This is a genomic window from Peribacillus sp. NPDC096540, from assembly GCF_050278525.1.
GTDB lineage: Bacteria > Bacillota > Bacilli > Bacillales > DSM-1321 > Peribacillus.
Map to the genome: position 1 here is coordinate 31,778 of NZ_JBNNTG010000030.1, position 16,999 is coordinate 48,776.

Here is a 16,999-nt window from a genome sequence, read left to right on the forward strand (position 1 = left end):
AACAGTAGAGGAGGAAAGGTCATGTTCCTCAAACGCTTGGACGTTGTAGGATTTAAATCTTTCGCAGATAAAATTTCGATTGATTTTGTACCTGGTGTCACGGCAGTGGTTGGACCAAACGGAAGCGGTAAAAGTAATGTGACCGACGCAGTCCGATGGGTACTTGGAGAGCAGTCTGCAAAATCGCTCCGTGGTGCAAAAATGGAAGATATCATCTTTTCAGGAAGTGACACGAGAAAAGCGTTAAATTTTGCAGAGGTATCCTTGACCCTTGATAACGAGACCAATTCCCTGCCGATTGACTTTCAAGAAGTCAGTGTGACAAGACGGGTGTATCGATCGGGTGAAAGTGAATTTTTCATTAATAATCAAGGTTGCCGACTGAAAGATATCATTGATTTGTTTATGGATTCTGGTCTTGGTCGTGAAGCATTTTCTATCATTAGCCAAGGGAAAGTAGAAGAAATCCTAAGCAGTAAGGCAGAAGAAAGACGTGTTATCTTTGAAGAAGCAGCCGGCGTCTTAAAATATAAAACAAGAAAACGTAAAGCTGAATCTAAGCTTACGGAAACACAGGATAACTTAAACCGGGTCCATGATATCCTCCATGAATTAGAGGGCCAAGTGGAACCGTTAAAGATTCAATCTTCTCTTGCCAAGGAATATTTGGAGAAGAAAGAGGAGCTTGAACAAATAGAAGTAGCTTTAACCGTTTTTGAAATAGAAGAACTTTATGCCAAATGGGAAAGCTTGTCCCAAGAGCTTGAAAAACATAATGAGATGGAGCAACAAATGGGTGGCAAGCTTCATGAGCGGGAAGAGCATCTCAAAAATGTCCGGGGCAATCTAGCCAAACTTGAGACATCAATTAATGGACTTCAGGAAATGCTGTTGAATGCCAGTGAAGAGCTTGAAAAGCTTGAAGGCCGTAAAGAAGTATTGAAAGAACGAAAAAAAAATGCTGCCCAAAATAAGTCACAGCTTGAAAAAGCAATTGTAGAGGGCGAAGCAGCGGTTGAGCGTTTGTCTTTACAAAAGGAAAGAGAAACGGAAATTCTAAATGCACTGAACTCCGAAGTAAAAGGCATACAAGAAATTTTACATGAAAAGCAAAAAAGCCTAGGTCTATTCAATAGCGATATCGAAGCCATGATTGAAGTGAAAAAGAGTGACTATATCGAGTGGTTGAACAAGCAGGCATCGGCAAAAAATGAAAAGCAATACCTGCTTCAGCAGCTTACACAGCAGGAACATAAAAATGCCAAGCTTGATCAGGAAAATGAAAAGTTTTTAACAGAAAGAACTGAAATCACCGCAAAAAAAAAGGAATATTCACAGCTGATGGAAAAGGTGACCAAGCAGCTTGAAGATCATGTTTCTTTTTTCCGAAATCAGCAGAATAAACTAAATGCAGCAAAAGATACGTATCAAAAACAAGAAACGACATTATATAAGGCCTATCAATTCCTTCAACAAGCAAAATCACGCAAAGAACTGCTTGAAGAAATGGAAGAGGATTATGCAGGCTTCTTTCAAGGTGTTAAAGAAGTTTTAAAAGCGAAAGAAACCCTTCGAGGCATTGAAGGGGCAGTTGCAGAATTAATTAAGGTTCCAAAGGAATATGAAACGGCCATCGAAACGGCACTGGGCGGAGCGATGCAGCATGTGGTTGTAGAGCGCGAAGAGCATGCGCGAGACGCCATTTCCTTCTTGAAGAAAAATCGGTACGGCCGGGCGACTTTCTTGCCTTTATCAGTCATAAAAGGAAGAGAGATTTCACCGAACCAATTATCGATGCTGAAGAACCATTCTGCCTTTGTCGGGACTGGTTCATCATTAATCCAATATGATGAAAGACATGCAGCAATCGCGGCAAACCTACTTGGCACCGTCATTATAACAACAGATTTAAAGGGTGCTAATGACCTGGCGAAAATGGCACAGCACCGTTTTCGCTTTGTAACGCTTGAAGGGGATGTCGTTAATCCAGGTGGTTCAATGACAGGTGGAGCACTTAAGCAAAAAACAACCTCCCTGCTTTCAAGGAAAACTGAATTGGAAGAACTGCACCAAAAACTTGCCGCCATGGAATCAAAAACGAACCAGCTTGAAAAGCAGGTCAAGCAGTTTAAAGTGGATGTTGGTATTCAAGAGCAAACGCTTGAACAAACCAGAAAAGCAGGTGAAACTCTCCGTTTACAAGAACAATCCCTAAAGGGTGAACTTCGTGAAGTGGAGCTGCAGGAAAGAAATGTGAATGATCGTCTGCATCTTTATGATTTGGATAAAAATTCATATTTAGAAGAGCAACAGCAAAAAACAGCTAGACTGGAAGAATTAGAAGAGCTTTTGGATTCATGTAAAACCGAAATTGAAGAGCTAGACCGATTGATTGCTGATATGACGAAACAAAAACAATCTCAACAAACCTCTAAAGAGAGCCTTGCTGAAGAAACAAATGAGTTAAGAGTCACATTGGCCTCTAAACGTGGACAGCTACAAAACCAAAAAGAAAAGATGGAGCGCCTTGAATCGGATCTTTCAAAAGAAACAAGCAGACTTGCAGAAAATAAGGATGATTTGGGACTCTTGACTAATGAAATGACTGACAGTTCGAGTGGAGAAGAGACACTTGAGGATATGGCACAGCAAAAATTGCTTGATAAAAATAGAGCGATAGAAGATATTTCCGTGAAAAAACAAGAAAAAGCCGAAATGCAATCGCAGGTTGAAGCGTTTGAAATATCCTTAAAAGAGGAAAATCGCCTTTATAAGGGTATCGTTGAAGTGATTAAGGATGAAGAGGTTAAACTAACACGACTTGATGTGGAATTAGAAAATCGACTAGACCATTTACGCGAAGAATATACGTTATCCTTTGAAGGGGCTAAAGAACAGTATCCATTGGTGATGCCTGTAGAAGAAGCTCAAAAAAAGGTGAAGCTTATCAAACTTGCCATCGAGGAATTAGGGACGGTTAACCTAGGGGCGATTGAGGAATACGCGCGTGTGGCCGAACGCTATGAGTTCCTTCTTAGCCAAAAGGAAGATCTTCAGCAGGCCAAGGATACATTATTCCAAGTTATCGATGAGATGGATGATGAAATGAAACGCCGCTTTGCTGATACCTTTTATGCGATTCGTGAAGAGTTTGAGCAAGTCTTTAAAGCCTTGTTTGGCGGGGGTAGAGCTGAGTTGAAGCTGACAAATCAAGATGATTTACTGAATACGGGGGTAGATATTATTGCTCAGCCGCCGGGGAAAAAATTGCAGAATTTGAGTCTCTTATCCGGTGGAGAACGAGCATTGACCGCGATTGCACTTTTATTCTCCATTTTAAAAGTTCGACCAGTGCCTTTCTGTATCCTTGATGAAGTCGAGGCAGCTCTTGATGAGGCGAACGTAGTCCGTTTCAGCCAATTTTTAAGGAAATTCAGTAGGGAAACACAGTTTATCGTGATTACTCATCGTAAAGGTACGATGGAGGAGGCAGACGTCCTCTATGGCATTACGATGCAGGAGTCAGGTGTCTCCAAACTTGTTTCCGTCCGCATGGAAGAATCAGAGAACTTTGTTGAAGTATAAATTCATGAATTAGAGGAAGTGGGACAATGAGTTTTTTCAAGAAGCTAAAAGAAAAATTTACGACCCAGGAAGAAAAAGAAGTAGAAGTAGTATCGATTGGCGATAAATTTAAGCAAGGTTTAACTAAGACGAGAAATTCCTTTACTGGACGGGTTAATGAACTCGTTGCCCGTTACCGGAAAGTGGATGAAGACTTTTTTGAAGAACTTGAGGAAATCCTCATTCAGGCTGACGTAGGCTTCGATACGGTGATGGAATTAATCGATCAATTAAAAATGGAAGTGAAACTCCGCAATATCTCTGATACGAGAGAAGTGCAATCCGTTATTTCCGAAAAACTTGTCGAAATCTATCAAGGTGATGAGGAAGAGACATCAAGCCTGAACATACAAGAAGATGGTTTAACTGTCATTCTGTTTGTCGGAGTGAATGGGGTAGGTAAAACAACGACAATTGGTAAACTTGCTCATAAATTTAAGGAAGAAGGTAAATCGGTTGTATTAGCAGCTGGTGATACATTCCGTGCTGGAGCAATTGAACAGCTCGAGGTATGGGGAGAACGTGTTGGTGTCAGTGTAATCAAGCAAGGAGAAGGCTCTGATCCTGCCGCTGTTATGTTCGATGCCATTCAGGCTGCTAAGGCACGTAAAGCGGATATCCTGATTTGTGATACAGCTGGACGTTTACAAAATAAAGTGAATTTAATGAAGGAATTGGAAAAGGTGAAACGTGTAATTGAACGTGAAATACCTGGTGCACCACATGAAGTGTTGCTTGCTCTTGATGCAACAACCGGACAAAATGCACTTATTCAAGCTAAGACGTTCAAGGAAGCGACCAATGTTTCTGGAATAGTCTTAACGAAGCTTGATGGCACAGCGAAAGGTGGAATTGTCTTGGCAATCCGCAATGAGCTATCTATTCCAGTTAAATTTGTCGGGCTTGGTGAAAAAATGGACGATCTTCAGGAATTCGATGCTGAGAAATATGTATACGGCCTCTTTGCTGATATCATTGAAAAAGAAGAAACTTAATATTATTTTGTAGTCCGGAAGGGATTTTCTCTTCCGGATTTTTTTGTCGTTTTTTCTGCACATCTCCATTACTTTTTGAAATTCGCTTTACTTTTTTCCCAAATGCTGTATACTTTTTCAGTATTTGGTCGTCTATTTATTAGAGAAGAAAAGGGGGAGTCAGGTTGTTCAGAAAAATACTGGGAATAGCTGCTTATTTATTATTTTTTAGCATATTTTTACATATGTTGGCGCCACAGGCAGAAGCAGCTGACCCGAAGATTAAAATATCGATTGAACCAGGTTTTGATGGCTACATAAAGCGTTCAATGGCAATGCCGCTGAAAGTGCAAATTGAAAATAAGGGAGAGGCCTTTAGTGGTACGCTTATGTTTCAATTTCAATCCACTTATGAGTACGGTGGGGCACAGGCTCTAAAAGTAGAGTTGCCAAAGGGAAGTTCGAAAACCTATTCGATATCACTTCCGGGCTATACGGATGATAATTACAATGGAAACGTATTGAATAAGTCGATTTATCTCTATGAGGGAGATTGGCAGAATGGTAAAGAAGTAGACTATTCAGGTCCGAAGATATTAACACCAAAATATTTTGATGAAAGTCAGGACTTAATTGGTGTATTAAGTGAAAAATATGACCGCTTGACTGAATTAAGAGTTTTGCCATCTACAGGATCTACGATGATTGACCTGACAAAGGAAGAACTGCCAAATCGGTCTATAGGCTTTGAAATGATAAATTATTTGATTATTGACGAATATGGAATTGCCGCTTTGGATGAAGCGCAGCAGGAAGCGTTAAAAGGCTGGATCAAATCCGGGGGGATTTTAATTGCTGGAGCATCGCCAAATGGAGCACAGCAATACGGATCCATTTATGATCTTCTACCGATGAAAATGGATAAAGAGGTTAAGCTTGAAACTACCCTTTTTGCCAAAAAGGAAAAGGAGAGGCCTTCCTTTAGCTATATACCTGGCTTTATTGGTGATGTAGAGAAAGGAGCGGAAATTGTCACAAAAAGCGGTGAATTTCCGGCTATTGTGAAAAAACAGTACGGCAACGGGATAATTGTTCAAACAGGCTTTTCACTTGGAGACCAGCCACTAGCTTCATGGAAAGGGTATGGCACCTGGCTTGAAAAGATTTTAAATCAGGCAGACATAAACTCATTTTCTTCATCAGAAAATTTCATTGAGCAGGCACAATGGGAATTGAATGAGCCTAATAGCTATTTTGATGATACTACCTTATCAATTGGACAATTATTATTGCTACTATTTGTTTACATCGTAATTATTGTACCTATTTTATATATAGTTTTGAAAAAAATCGACAAAAGAGAGCATGCATGGTGGATTATTCCTTTGATTGCCTGTATCACGTCAGTCTTGACTTTTACTGTCGGTGCGAAAGACCGTCTTGCTCAGCCGCAACTGAATCAACTCGGAATCTATCATTCTAAGGATGGTCAACTTGTCGGACTTCAATCTGATGTCCTTCTCTCAAATAAAGGTGGGGATTATGCACTGTCTTTCCCCAAAAATGAGTTGACTGCTTTGCCAATGACGCAGGAAAGCTTAGGAGGAAACATTAAACGGTCACCAATCCTTGAGGAAAAAGCGACAGATACGAAACTTATCTTTCCAAACGTTGAATATTGGTCAACTCGGTCTTTACTTGGAAAAGTTTATAAAGGGGATGCGGGTCAATTCAAGACTGATTTGACAGTTGAAAATAAGACCTTGACCGGAACGATTCAAAATGAAACACCATATGACTTTAAAGAATTGCTAATCATGTCAGGCCAAGAAAGAATTAATCTTGGTAAGTTAAAAAAAGGGGAAACGATAACGGTTAAAGAAAAGTTGAAGGGAGACTTCTTGATTGAGCCTTATGCCGTGACATCAGGACCGATGAATAACTGGAACGCAGGACAAAAAGTAGACCTCGATAAAATCCGAAGAGATCAATTGCTTTATGTAACGGAAACTTTTTTCTTTAGCGGAGTAAATGCCGATACTGATCCTGTCATTGCTGGGGTGACCAGTGATTCAATTGTCGATATTAAAGTATCGAAAAGGCCAAAGAAGAATATAGATAATCTTATTTTCCAAACTTTCGACCCAGAAACGATTTTGTCTGGTGATGTAACCCTTTCGAAAGAAATGTTCCAAAGCAGGGTGGATGTCATCCGCGGTTCTTATGATGAAGAAGCCGGAATCGGAGAACATTGGTTTGAAATTGGTGAATATGAATATATCAGCCAAGTTCCATTAATTATGAAAGATCATTCGTTTAAAGCGAAGCAATTGTCGATTAAGTTCAGTAAACAAAAAATTCAATATGAACTCTATAACTTTTCAACTGAAAAATATGAACCTATACCTGTTGGAGAACGGGCTATTTCATTTGAAGGACAAGAAGAGATCTCTTCATATATTTCAAAAGAAGGAGACATTCAAATAAAGATAATTAAAGAAAGCGAAGACGATTCAAGTTTAAGGATGCCAGAAATCAATGTGAAGGGAGAAGTGACGAAATGATAGAGATATTACAGTTAACGAAGAAGTATGGCAATTTCACCGCATTGGATCACCTGGACCTGCAAATTGACAAAGGAACGGTGTTTGGGTTCGTCGGACAAAATGGTGCCGGAAAGTCTACGACCTTTTCCATCTTAGCTACCCTTCTTGCTCCAACCTCAGGGACCGCTTATATTAATGGCTACAATATTTCGAAGGAGCCAAAACAAGTACGCAGCCAAATAGGTTATATGCCTGATTTCTTTGGGGTGTACGATCAATTGAAAGCTGAGGAGTATTTGGACTTTTATGGTGCTAGCTATGGAATTCCCCTTTCGGAACGGAGTAAACTGATTCCTCAGTTGCTTGAACTCGTTAATTTATCCGATAAACGAGAGTCTTACGTTGACTTGCTTTCGCGAGGAATGAAGCAGCGACTATGTTTGGCACGGAGCCTAATCCATGACCCGGAGGTACTCATTCTTGATGAACCGGCGTCGGGCCTTGATCCACGTGCTCGGGTGGAAATGCGTGAGATTTTAAAAGAGTTAAAGAATATGGGGAAAACAATTTTGATTTCATCACATATTTTACCGGAGCTTGCTGAGATGTGTGATGTACTTGGCATAATCGATCAAGGGAAATTGAAAGCCCAAGGAACGGTTGCTGAAATTCAGCATAAACTTCAAGGCGAAAAGAGCCTGATCGTAAAAGTACATCAGGATGTTGAGCGTTCCATTGCTTTTTTTGAAGACAATCCTGACATTAGTCAAATCAGCGTACATGTTGATGGGGAAACGATTCAGTTTTTATTCAAAGGAGATGCATCTGCCCAACAGAAACTGTTGAAGTCTTGTATGTTACAGGATTTGCCCATTGTCTCATTTGCTGAAATTGAGACGGATCTTGAGGACGTATTTATGGAAATTACGAAAGGAGTCGAACTGTCATGAAAAGCTGGCTGATGAATCCTGTCTTAAATAAAGAATTTAAACTGCGGTTTCGCTCTTTCAAAAGTTTTTTAGGTGTTTTATTTTATGTTCTTGCTATTGGAGCTCTAGTCATTGGCATGATCTTTATCCAATCGCTATCCAATATGGGGGGGCATATAGATCCTGATGCAAGCCGGTCTATGTTTATATTTCTAGCGGTAGTTCAGTTAGCTTTGATTCTTTTCATTACACCAGGGCTGACAGCTGGGGTCATTTCCAGTGAGCGGGAGCGGCAGACCTTGAATATTCTATTGACGACGTCGCAAAGCTCCACGGGTATTATTTTTGGAAAGTTAATTTCATCCATTTCTTATTTGCTATTGTTAGTGGTTGCTAGTTTGCCGCTATATAGCATTGTCTTTTTATTTGGCGGAATTTCACCCGCACAGCTTTTAATGGTATTAGGGTTCAATGTTTTTACTGTCATCGTGTATGGCAGCATAGGCGTACTTTTCTCTACACTCGTACGTAAAACAATAGCCGCGATGGTAACCACTTATGGGGTCACATTGTTTTTAGTGGGGGGGACAGCCCTATTGACTTTGCTTTTCTCTAGCATGGCTTTAGGATTGCAGGGGAATTCTGCTACACCTACAACAAACCCTCTGCCTTATATAGGGGCCATGCTTAATACACCAATTGTCATGATCGGTTTCATCGAACCTACATACTCCGAGGAAATCCAGAAGTTAGCGGGCATTGATTTCCCCCTTTGGGCGGCACATCTGATCTGCTATACCTTACTGTTAATCGGCGCCGTTTTACTTAGCGTAAAGAAACTTCGGGTCGGTATGAAGGCTAGACGATGAAAAAGGAAAAAATAAGTGATGAAAGTCAGTTTCTCAAGCTTCTAAAGCCAATTCAACAGCAACTTTTAATGCAATTGTTGCTGAAAGAGGGGCAGCTTCTCCTTCTGGCTGTGGCTGTATGGTCATTTTTGCTGTTGTTTATAGCTCGCTTAATGGTAATTCCATTTATTTTACGTTACTTTTTCATAGGTTTAATATGTCTGTTAGCATTCTTTCTATATAGAGTCGTTAAACGGAAACCAGACAAAAAGATGGCAGCTTTGTTGTTAAATCAATTTGTTCCGGATGACAGAGTCGTAACAGGGTTTACTTTTTTAGGAAACTCTGGTGAACTTGAAACTCTGCAACTTCGAGATGCAATCCGTAATATGAAAATCCATCAAGAGAAAGTACTAAGCCGGAAGAAAAGGTGGTTCTATCCTAAATGGTTGACGTCAGCATTGTGCTTAGCGGTATGTGTGCTTCTGTTCATTTTTTTCCCAAACAAGGAAATGAAAGAAGCACAGAAGTTGGAAAAAGAAGTGAAGATTGTTGAAGAAGTGAAAAAAGAGCTTGAAAAAAAAGCGAACAAATCTAAAGACCCCGCAGTTGAAAAGACATTGAAAGAGGTAAAGAAAAAAATGGCCCTTGAGAAAGGTGGCGAAAAGGCGCTTGAGGCCCTCGCTAAACAATCAAGTGAGCTGCAATTAAAAGAGGTGAAGCAAAAAGAAAAGCAAAAACTCCTTGAAAAATGGCAGGAACAGACGAAAAAATCAGGATTTTCCGAGCTTGCAAAGGCACTTGCACAAAAAGATATGTCTAAGGTTGAAAAGGAACTGCAAAAGTTGAATGAAAAGTGGGATAAGCTTCCTGATGAGCAAAAACAGGCACTCGAGAGTTTGACAGGGCAGGAAAATCCATTAAGCGATGAAGAATTAGAGGCACTAATCAAACAGTTGGAGGAAGCAATGAAGTCAGACGAGCTTGTAAAGCAGCTAGCTGAAGCCAACCAAGCGGTCCAACAAGCAGGAACGCAACTTCAGAATCAACTGAGTCAAAATGGAATGCCTTCTTCTCAACTAGCCTTTACTAATAACAAGGGAGCACAGGGCAACAAGGCTGCCAACCAGCCATTAGGTCAGCCCTCAACTTCAGCTTCTCCAAACGGGCAGCCTAATTCACAGTCAGGTAACTCGGCTCCAAATCAACAGGGACAAGGCGGACAAGGACAACAAGGGGGGCAAGGAGGACAACAAGGCGTCGGACAAGGCCAACAATCAGGACAAGGCAGTAATGGCGGTGGCGGGAAAGGTGGCACTAAAGGCGGAACGGGTCAGGGACCGAGGGAAATGCTGACAATTCCTGAAATGACTGATGGGAAACAGAATACAGAAACCGATAACGGACAGCTTGGTGAGGGAAGTGGCGAGGAAGAGGAGGCAGACGGCCCTGTATTAAAGGGGAATCTTCGAAATTATGAAGAGGTCTATCAGCAGTATGAGAACTCTTATCGCCAAAGTACCGAGAGGCTCAGACTGCCGTCAGATTTAAATAATCTTGTCAAAAATTATTTTAACAAGCTTGATCCGGAAAGGTAGTGGGAATATGAACGAGAAAGAACAGCAATTTAATGATGCAGCAGTGCTGATTGATAAGGTCAAGCAGGAGATTTCCCGTTTCATCGTTGGACAGGAGGAAGTGACCGAGCAAGTTTTATGGAGTATTTTTGCCGGCGGCCATGTGCTGCTTGAAGGGCTACCGGGACTCGGAAAAACGATGCTTGTTCGGACGATATCAGAATGCATGGATTTAGCGTTTTCCAGGATTCAATTTACACCGGATCTAATGCCATCCGATATTACGGGAACGATGTTGTTACAGCCTGATGAAGACGGGAAGCAGCAATTTATTTTCCATGAGGGGCCGCTATTTTCGCATATCGTCCTTGCTGATGAAATCAACCGGGCGACACCAAAGACCCAAAGCTCGCTACTTGAGGCAATGGGTGAGAAAACTGTGACCGTGATGGGCGAAACGAAACAGCTTGAACAGCCGTTCTTTGTGCTTGCGACTCAGAATCCGATTGATATGGAGGGAACATATCCACTTCCTGAAGCACAGATGGACCGGTTTATCTGCAAAATTCATGTCAGTTACCCATCGAAGGATGAATTGAAGCAGATTGTTCTTAGAACGACAGGCAAAGAAACCATTAGGATTGAAAAAGCAGCTTCAATTGAAGATGTCATATTTTTGCAGAAACTCGTAAAAGAGGTACTTGTCTCAGATGAAATTCTAGATTATGCGGTTTCCATTATTGCCAGTACTCATCCTAATACAGAGGAATCTCCAGAAGTAGTCCAAAAGTATGTGCAATTTGGAAGTGGCCCCCGTGGACTGCAAAGCTTAATCAAAATGGCAAAGGCAAGAGCCCTGTTTGCAGGACGCTATCATGTTTCTGCCGGAGACTTAAAGCAAACGGCTTATCCTGTATTAAGGCATCGACTTTTACTCAACTTTGAAGCAGAAGCAAGCGGGGTGCTGGCTGATTCCATCATTGCTGAAGTCGTTGAATCGGCGTACAAATTAGGTAAAGGACTGTCAGTGTGATGGGTTCTTATGCTTTTTTAGAAAGATTGCAGAAAAAAAGATTACTTGTGAAAACAAGGAAACGTGGGATGCATAAAGGTTCAAGGAAATCGAGTGCGTTTGGCTCCTCCCTTGAATTTTCCGATTTCCGGGCCTATCAACCAGGAGATGACGTGAGGCAAATAGATTGGAATGTCTATGGACGAACACAAAAGCATTATATTAAACGGTTCCTCGATGAACAAGAGTTGTCGGTGGCTATATATTTGGATGTGACCTCGTCGATGCGTGCTCTCCCTGATAAATGGGAGCAGGCACGCCAGCTTGCAGCTTCTCTAAGCTTTGTCGTCCTTGCTGGTGAGGACCGGCTCGCCTTTATTCCAGTTGCGTCCAAGACCGCCCATCCGATTCGCCGAAAGGGAGCGGTTCACCGAAAAGGCGTTTTTCGGGAGATTGCTGGTTTAGAAGATACCGAGAAAAGTGGTCATTTTGTTAATCAGTTGGGCAAGGTAATCTTGAAGAATCATCAGCTGTCAATCATTATTTCCGACGGCCTTGAGCCCCTTGATCAAGTGGAGGCGACATTGAGGAAAATGCGTTCTGCAAAACAAGAAATCTGGTTCATTCAATTGTTGGGAAAAGAGGAACTAAATCCTGACTTTAACGGAGACTTAAAACTGGTCGACAGCGAATTGGATACAGCAGTTAACGTTAGCATCCATCCTTCGCTCATTGGAAACTATCGGACTCGTCTTACCGAACATAACCAAAAGCTTGAAGGGGTATGCCGGAGTTTTGGTTGCCATTATATTCTTATCAGTGCTGAAACTGATATACAGACGATTTTATTTCAAGACTTTCCACGCCATGGGCTAATGAATTGAGGTGAAGATATGCATATTTCTAATCCGCTCTTTTTTCTATTAATCATCTTTATCGCTGCCGTGATTTTGTTCTATTTTTTCCGGAAGCAATATGAAACGACAAAGATTTCATCCAATTTATTATGGGAGCAGGTTCTGAATGAATGGCAAGCTTCCCCATGGCTTCATAAATTGCAGCATAACCTTTTATTCTGGCTACAGATTCTTGTGCTTCTTCTCCTCATGTTTTCGTTAGTCCGTCCCTTTTGGTTTCAAAAAGGAATTCCGGGCGATCATCTTATCCTTATAGTCGACACATCCGCTACAATGAGTGCAAAAGATGGGGAACTTACCCGTTTTGAAAAGGCTAAACAAGAAGTGATGGAGATGCTTAAAGAAGTAGATAATCAAGAAGTGACTATTATAGAAGCTGGTCAAAAGCCCATCATCCGTGCTAATCATGAGACTAACCACGCTGTACTGAAAAAACAAACAGCAGCATTAGAGTTAACGTATGATCATGAAAATATTGATAAAGCACTGAAATTAGCGGACTCACTTTCCAACGGAAAAGAAACGGTCATCCATCTTTTTTCTGATAGGGTTGTGAAAGATGACCTTAGCGGGCTATCTGAAGATATACCGATTGATGTACATAATTTCAGTAGTCAAAATGACAATCTGTCATTACTTTCATTTGGTACGGCCAACCGCAAAGAAGGCATTACCGGGGTGGCTGTCGTTGAAAATCAAACCAAGAAAGATAAAACCCTCGAATTCCAAGTTACGAATGGAAAAGAAGTTCTTTTTACAAAAAAACTGTCTGTTAAAGCCAATAGTGAAAAAACGGTCGATATTCCAGTACTCAAAGAAAAGCCTTATTACACGGCTTCCATCAATGTGAATGATAATTATTCCGCTGACAACGAAATGACGGCTATTCAATCGGCGATTTATGAAAAGGTTTATGCAGTAGGAAATGTGAATGCCTTTCTCATTAATGCACTTGAAACAATAGGGCTTGACGTCATCCAACTTGAAGATAAAGAAAAAGTTAGAAAGGATGGGGTTGTGATTGCCCAAGGGATGGAACTAGAAGAACTTGGTTCATATCCCCTGCTTTTTGTGAACGAGGCTAAAAAAGGAAAACAAAAATTAACAGAAAAGCTTTTAGGAACGGATGATCCGTTGATGGAGTATGTTCAAACAGAGAAAATTTATATTGAATCAACATCCCCTCCTATCAATAAACAATGGACAAATGTACTCGTAAGCGGCGACTCTCCGCTCATACAAAAAGGAACATATCAAGGCCAACCAATCATTTCATTGAACTTTTCTGTTGCTGATAGTGATTGGCCGTTGCAGCCGGGCTTTCCAATCTTTTTATATAACTCGTTTCAATGGCTGACACAGCAAACGAATTTTCTGGGGTACTACCAGCCTGGTGAAGAAAAGTGGTTGAACCTTGGAAAGGATACACAAAAACTAACTATTTTCTCAGAGTCTGGAAGTAATCTCTATTCCGTAGACTTACAGAAAGAAGGTTTTAAGGCTCCAAGTATGCCTGGTACATACGAAGCAGTATCAGGAAATCAGGTGTTTTATTTTTCCGTGTTGCTTGACGAACGTGAAAAAAGAATCATCCCCTCTCCTTCATTCAGTATAAATACAAAATCGACCGATATGAAAGAGGTATCCAATAATAAACAGGATTATTTATGGTATTGGCTAGCGTGTGCGGCCCTTCTACTGTTGATGTTCGAATGGGAGGTGTATTTTCGTGGGCGTTGAGTTTACCTATCCGCTGATTTTTTTATTACTCATTCCCTGTGCAGGACTTATTTATTTTTATCTTCTTAAATCCCGACATCAGGCTAAGCAAAAGGAAACGACGGTGGTTGCGGTACTGCGGTCCTTTATCTTTTTACTCATCATCTTAGCTCTTACAGTTCCGCAAATATTACTGCCTCTCAAGGGATCTACGGTCGTTTTTTTAGTTGATCGTTCTGCAAGTGTCAAAGATTCGGAAGCTAAAACGCTTGCCTGGATTGAGAAAAGCACGGAGGAAATGGATAAAGATGACTCGTTTGCGGTGGCTGCATTTGGTGACAGTGCTGTTGCCGAGCAGGCGATAACGACAAAACATTCATCCATTACTCAATATAGTGGCAAAGTTGATGAAGATGCAAGCCGTTTAGAGTCTGGAATTCAGTTTGCCTCATCACTTATTCCGAGTCACTCAAGCGGCAGGATTGTGCTTTTTTCGGATGGCAATGAAACTTCAGGCAATGCCGTGGAAGCGGCAAAATTACTAAAGAACAAAAACATCGAACTCGATGTGGTCCCTTTAATTGAGGAGGCTGGCGAGGACATTGCTATCAGGAATTTAACGATACCTCCTTCCTTATATCAAGGAGAAAAAACGGAGCTATCTTTAGAAGTGGATAGTAATTCAGCAAAAAAAGCGACCGTTCGTATTTCACTGAACGATCAGGAAATTATCAAAAAAAACGTGGATGTAAAGGAAGGGGCCAATTTATACACATTTAACCATACAGCAGATGATACAGGTTTACAGGTATACAAAGCTGAAATTATTGCCGAAAAGGACACCTTTACGGAAAATAATCAGCTACAGGCGATTACGAAAGTAAAAGGGACGCCAAAAATTCTGATTGTCGAGGCAGAAGGGACCGGTCGGATTGAAAAAATTCTAAAAGGAAGCGGACTGATTGTTGAGACGACCGTACCAGAAAAGTTGCCGACTACATTATCTGGCTTTTTACAGTATCAATCGATTGTGTTTAACAATGTTTCTGCAACCTCTGTCACGGAAAATCAGATGAAATTAATCGAACAATCCGTCAAGGAATTCGGCAATGGGTTCGTGATGACTGGAGGAGAAAATAGTTTCGGACTTGGAGGGTATTTCAAGACTCCAATTGAGCATCTGCTACCAGTGGACATGGATATAAAAGGAAAAAAAGAAATGCCTTCGCTCGGATTAATGATTGTTCTCGACAGGTCAGGCAGTATGGTTGGCAACAAGCTTTCATTAGCAAAAGAAGCCGCGGCCCGGTCCGTAGAGCTTCTACGTGAGAAAGATACCTTCGGGTTCATTGCCTTTGATGACCGCCCTTGGGAAATTATCGAAGCCGGTCCACTCACGGATAAGGAAGAAGCCATGGGGAAAATCCGTTCGCTTGCTCCAGGAGGTGGTACGGAAATCTACAGTTCTCTTGAGATGGCGTATAACAAGTTAATGGATGAAAAGTTACAGCGTAAGCATATTATTTTGTTAACGGACGGTCAGTCAAATACTTCTAGCGATTATGAAGCATTAATCGAAGACGGGAAGGAAAAGAACATAACACTTTCAACGGTGTCCATTGGCAGTGATGCCGATAAGAACTTGCTCGAGGACTTGGCCGAATTCGGAACGGGGCGTTTTTACGATGTCACGGATGCCTCTGTAATTCCAAGCATTTTATCACGTGAAACGGTGATGGCAAGCCGTACATATATCGAGGACAATCCGTTTTATCCATCCATACAGGATACTCCTGAATGGAATGGCTTGTTTAATGATGGAGTACCTAAGATGAATGCATATATCGCGACAACGGCGAAACAGCGTGCTTTCCTGCCGTTGGTCAGTGAAAAAGAAGATCCAGTCCTCGCTCAATGGCAATATGGAATGGGGACGACAGTGGCCTTCACCTCGGATCTAAGTGGCAAATGGTCTGGTGATTGGCCTGCTTGGGGTAAGTGGGGCTCTTTCCTCAATCAATTGGTCACAATAACACTTCCTAAATTCGAGAGTGAGCCATATACTCTTACTCAGGAAAATAGTGGTGAAGAAACCGTGATTATGCTAGAATCGGCCTCACAAAACAACCTGCCTTTATCTGCAGATGTGGTTTCGGAAAATGGAGAAATAGTTGATGCGAATACAAAGCTCGTCGCTCCTGGGAAATATGAAATTATTATCCCAAAGCAGTCTGGCATGTATTTTATCAGTGTAAAACAGGCAAACAATGAAGGCAGTACGAACCTGTATCAAACAGGTTTCACGGTGCCCTATTCAGAAGAGTATCTGCAGCAAGGTCTAAACAAGTCGCTTATCAAGGAATTGTTGGCTGTTACGGGTGGCCAGGAGTTGAAAACTGAGGCTCAGGCATTCCGTGATTTACAGACCACAGCCAGACAAAAGCAAAGCATTAGCCATTGGCTTCTCTTAGCGGCGTTCCTACTATTATTTGTAGAAATTACAATACGTCGTTTTGGCTTGCATAGAGTTACGCACCTATTTGCAGGAATTCTTAAAAAGACAGGAACTAAATCATTAAAACCGGCTGAAACAGTTAAGAAACTGAAAACTGTGCAAGAAGCGACACATAAAACACGTAAAACGGGGAAGGCAAACCTGAATTCAGAGTCTAATAATCAATCTGTTAGACCAGTGACAGAACGCAGGAAACAGAACCAACCTGAAAAGAAATTATCCGAATCAGAGCGAGAGAACCAGATGAAACGCCTTCTGGAAGCGAGAAAACGAAAAAAATAATGCTTTCCAAACAAGTGGTAAGGAGTTTAGCTTGACATCAAATAGGCTACGCTATA

10 protein-coding genes are annotated in these 16,999 nt (G+C 41.3%); all 10 read left to right on the forward strand.

Features of this window, described 5'->3' with window-relative positions:
- Positions 1-21 precede the first annotated feature (21 nt).
- Complete coding sequence (gene smc, locus ACQKMR_RS21665; RefSeq protein ID WP_427699172.1) at positions 22-3,585, forward strand: chromosome segregation protein SMC; 3,564 nt, start codon at positions 22-24, stop codon at positions 3,583-3,585.
- Between the two features lie 26 nt (positions 3,586-3,611).
- The gene (gene ftsY, locus ACQKMR_RS21670; protein WP_427699173.1) at positions 3,612-4,619 is read left to right on the forward strand and encodes a signal recognition particle-docking protein FtsY; all 1,008 of its coding nucleotides are present in this window, start codon (positions 3,612-3,614) and stop codon (positions 4,617-4,619) included.
- A 164-nt stretch (positions 4,620-4,783) separates the two neighbouring features.
- Complete coding sequence (locus ACQKMR_RS21675; RefSeq protein WP_427699174.1) at positions 4,784-7,162, forward strand: hypothetical protein; 2,379 nt, start codon at positions 4,784-4,786, stop codon at positions 7,160-7,162.
- Entirely contained in the window at positions 7,159-8,094 is a 936-nt protein-coding gene (locus tag ACQKMR_RS21680) for an ATP-binding cassette domain-containing protein (RefSeq protein WP_427699175.1), read from the forward strand. Before ACQKMR_RS21675 ends, ACQKMR_RS21680 begins: the two co-directional genes overlap by 4 nt.
- On the forward strand, positions 8,091-8,942 hold the full coding sequence (locus tag ACQKMR_RS21685) for an ABC transporter permease (protein WP_427699176.1): 852 nt from the start codon (positions 8,091-8,093) through the stop codon (positions 8,940-8,942). The genes ACQKMR_RS21680 and ACQKMR_RS21685 overlap by 4 nt, the downstream gene beginning before the upstream one ends.
- Positions 8,939-10,519, forward strand: a complete 1,581-nt coding sequence (locus ACQKMR_RS21690) for a hypothetical protein (RefSeq protein WP_427699177.1) — start codon at positions 8,939-8,941, stop codon at positions 10,517-10,519. Before ACQKMR_RS21685 ends, ACQKMR_RS21690 begins: the two co-directional genes overlap by 4 nt.
- A 7-nt stretch (positions 10,520-10,526) precedes the next feature.
- Entirely contained in the window at positions 10,527-11,531 is a 1,005-nt protein-coding gene (locus ACQKMR_RS21695) for an AAA family ATPase (RefSeq protein ID WP_427699178.1), read from the forward strand.
- On the forward strand, positions 11,531-12,394 hold the full coding sequence (locus tag ACQKMR_RS21700) for a DUF58 domain-containing protein (RefSeq protein ID WP_427699179.1): 864 nt from the start codon (positions 11,531-11,533) through the stop codon (positions 12,392-12,394). Before ACQKMR_RS21695 ends, ACQKMR_RS21700 begins: the two co-directional genes overlap by 1 nt.
- Positions 12,395-12,403: 9 nt before the next feature.
- Positions 12,404-14,167, forward strand: coding sequence for a VWA domain-containing protein (locus ACQKMR_RS21705; protein ID WP_427699180.1), 1,764 nt, complete (start codon positions 12,404-12,406; stop codon positions 14,165-14,167).
- Complete coding sequence (locus ACQKMR_RS21710; RefSeq protein ID WP_427699181.1) at positions 14,157-16,943, forward strand: VWA domain-containing protein; 2,787 nt, start codon at positions 14,157-14,159, stop codon at positions 16,941-16,943. The genes ACQKMR_RS21705 and ACQKMR_RS21710 overlap by 11 nt, the downstream gene beginning before the upstream one ends.
- Positions 16,944-16,999 lie beyond the last annotated feature (56 nt).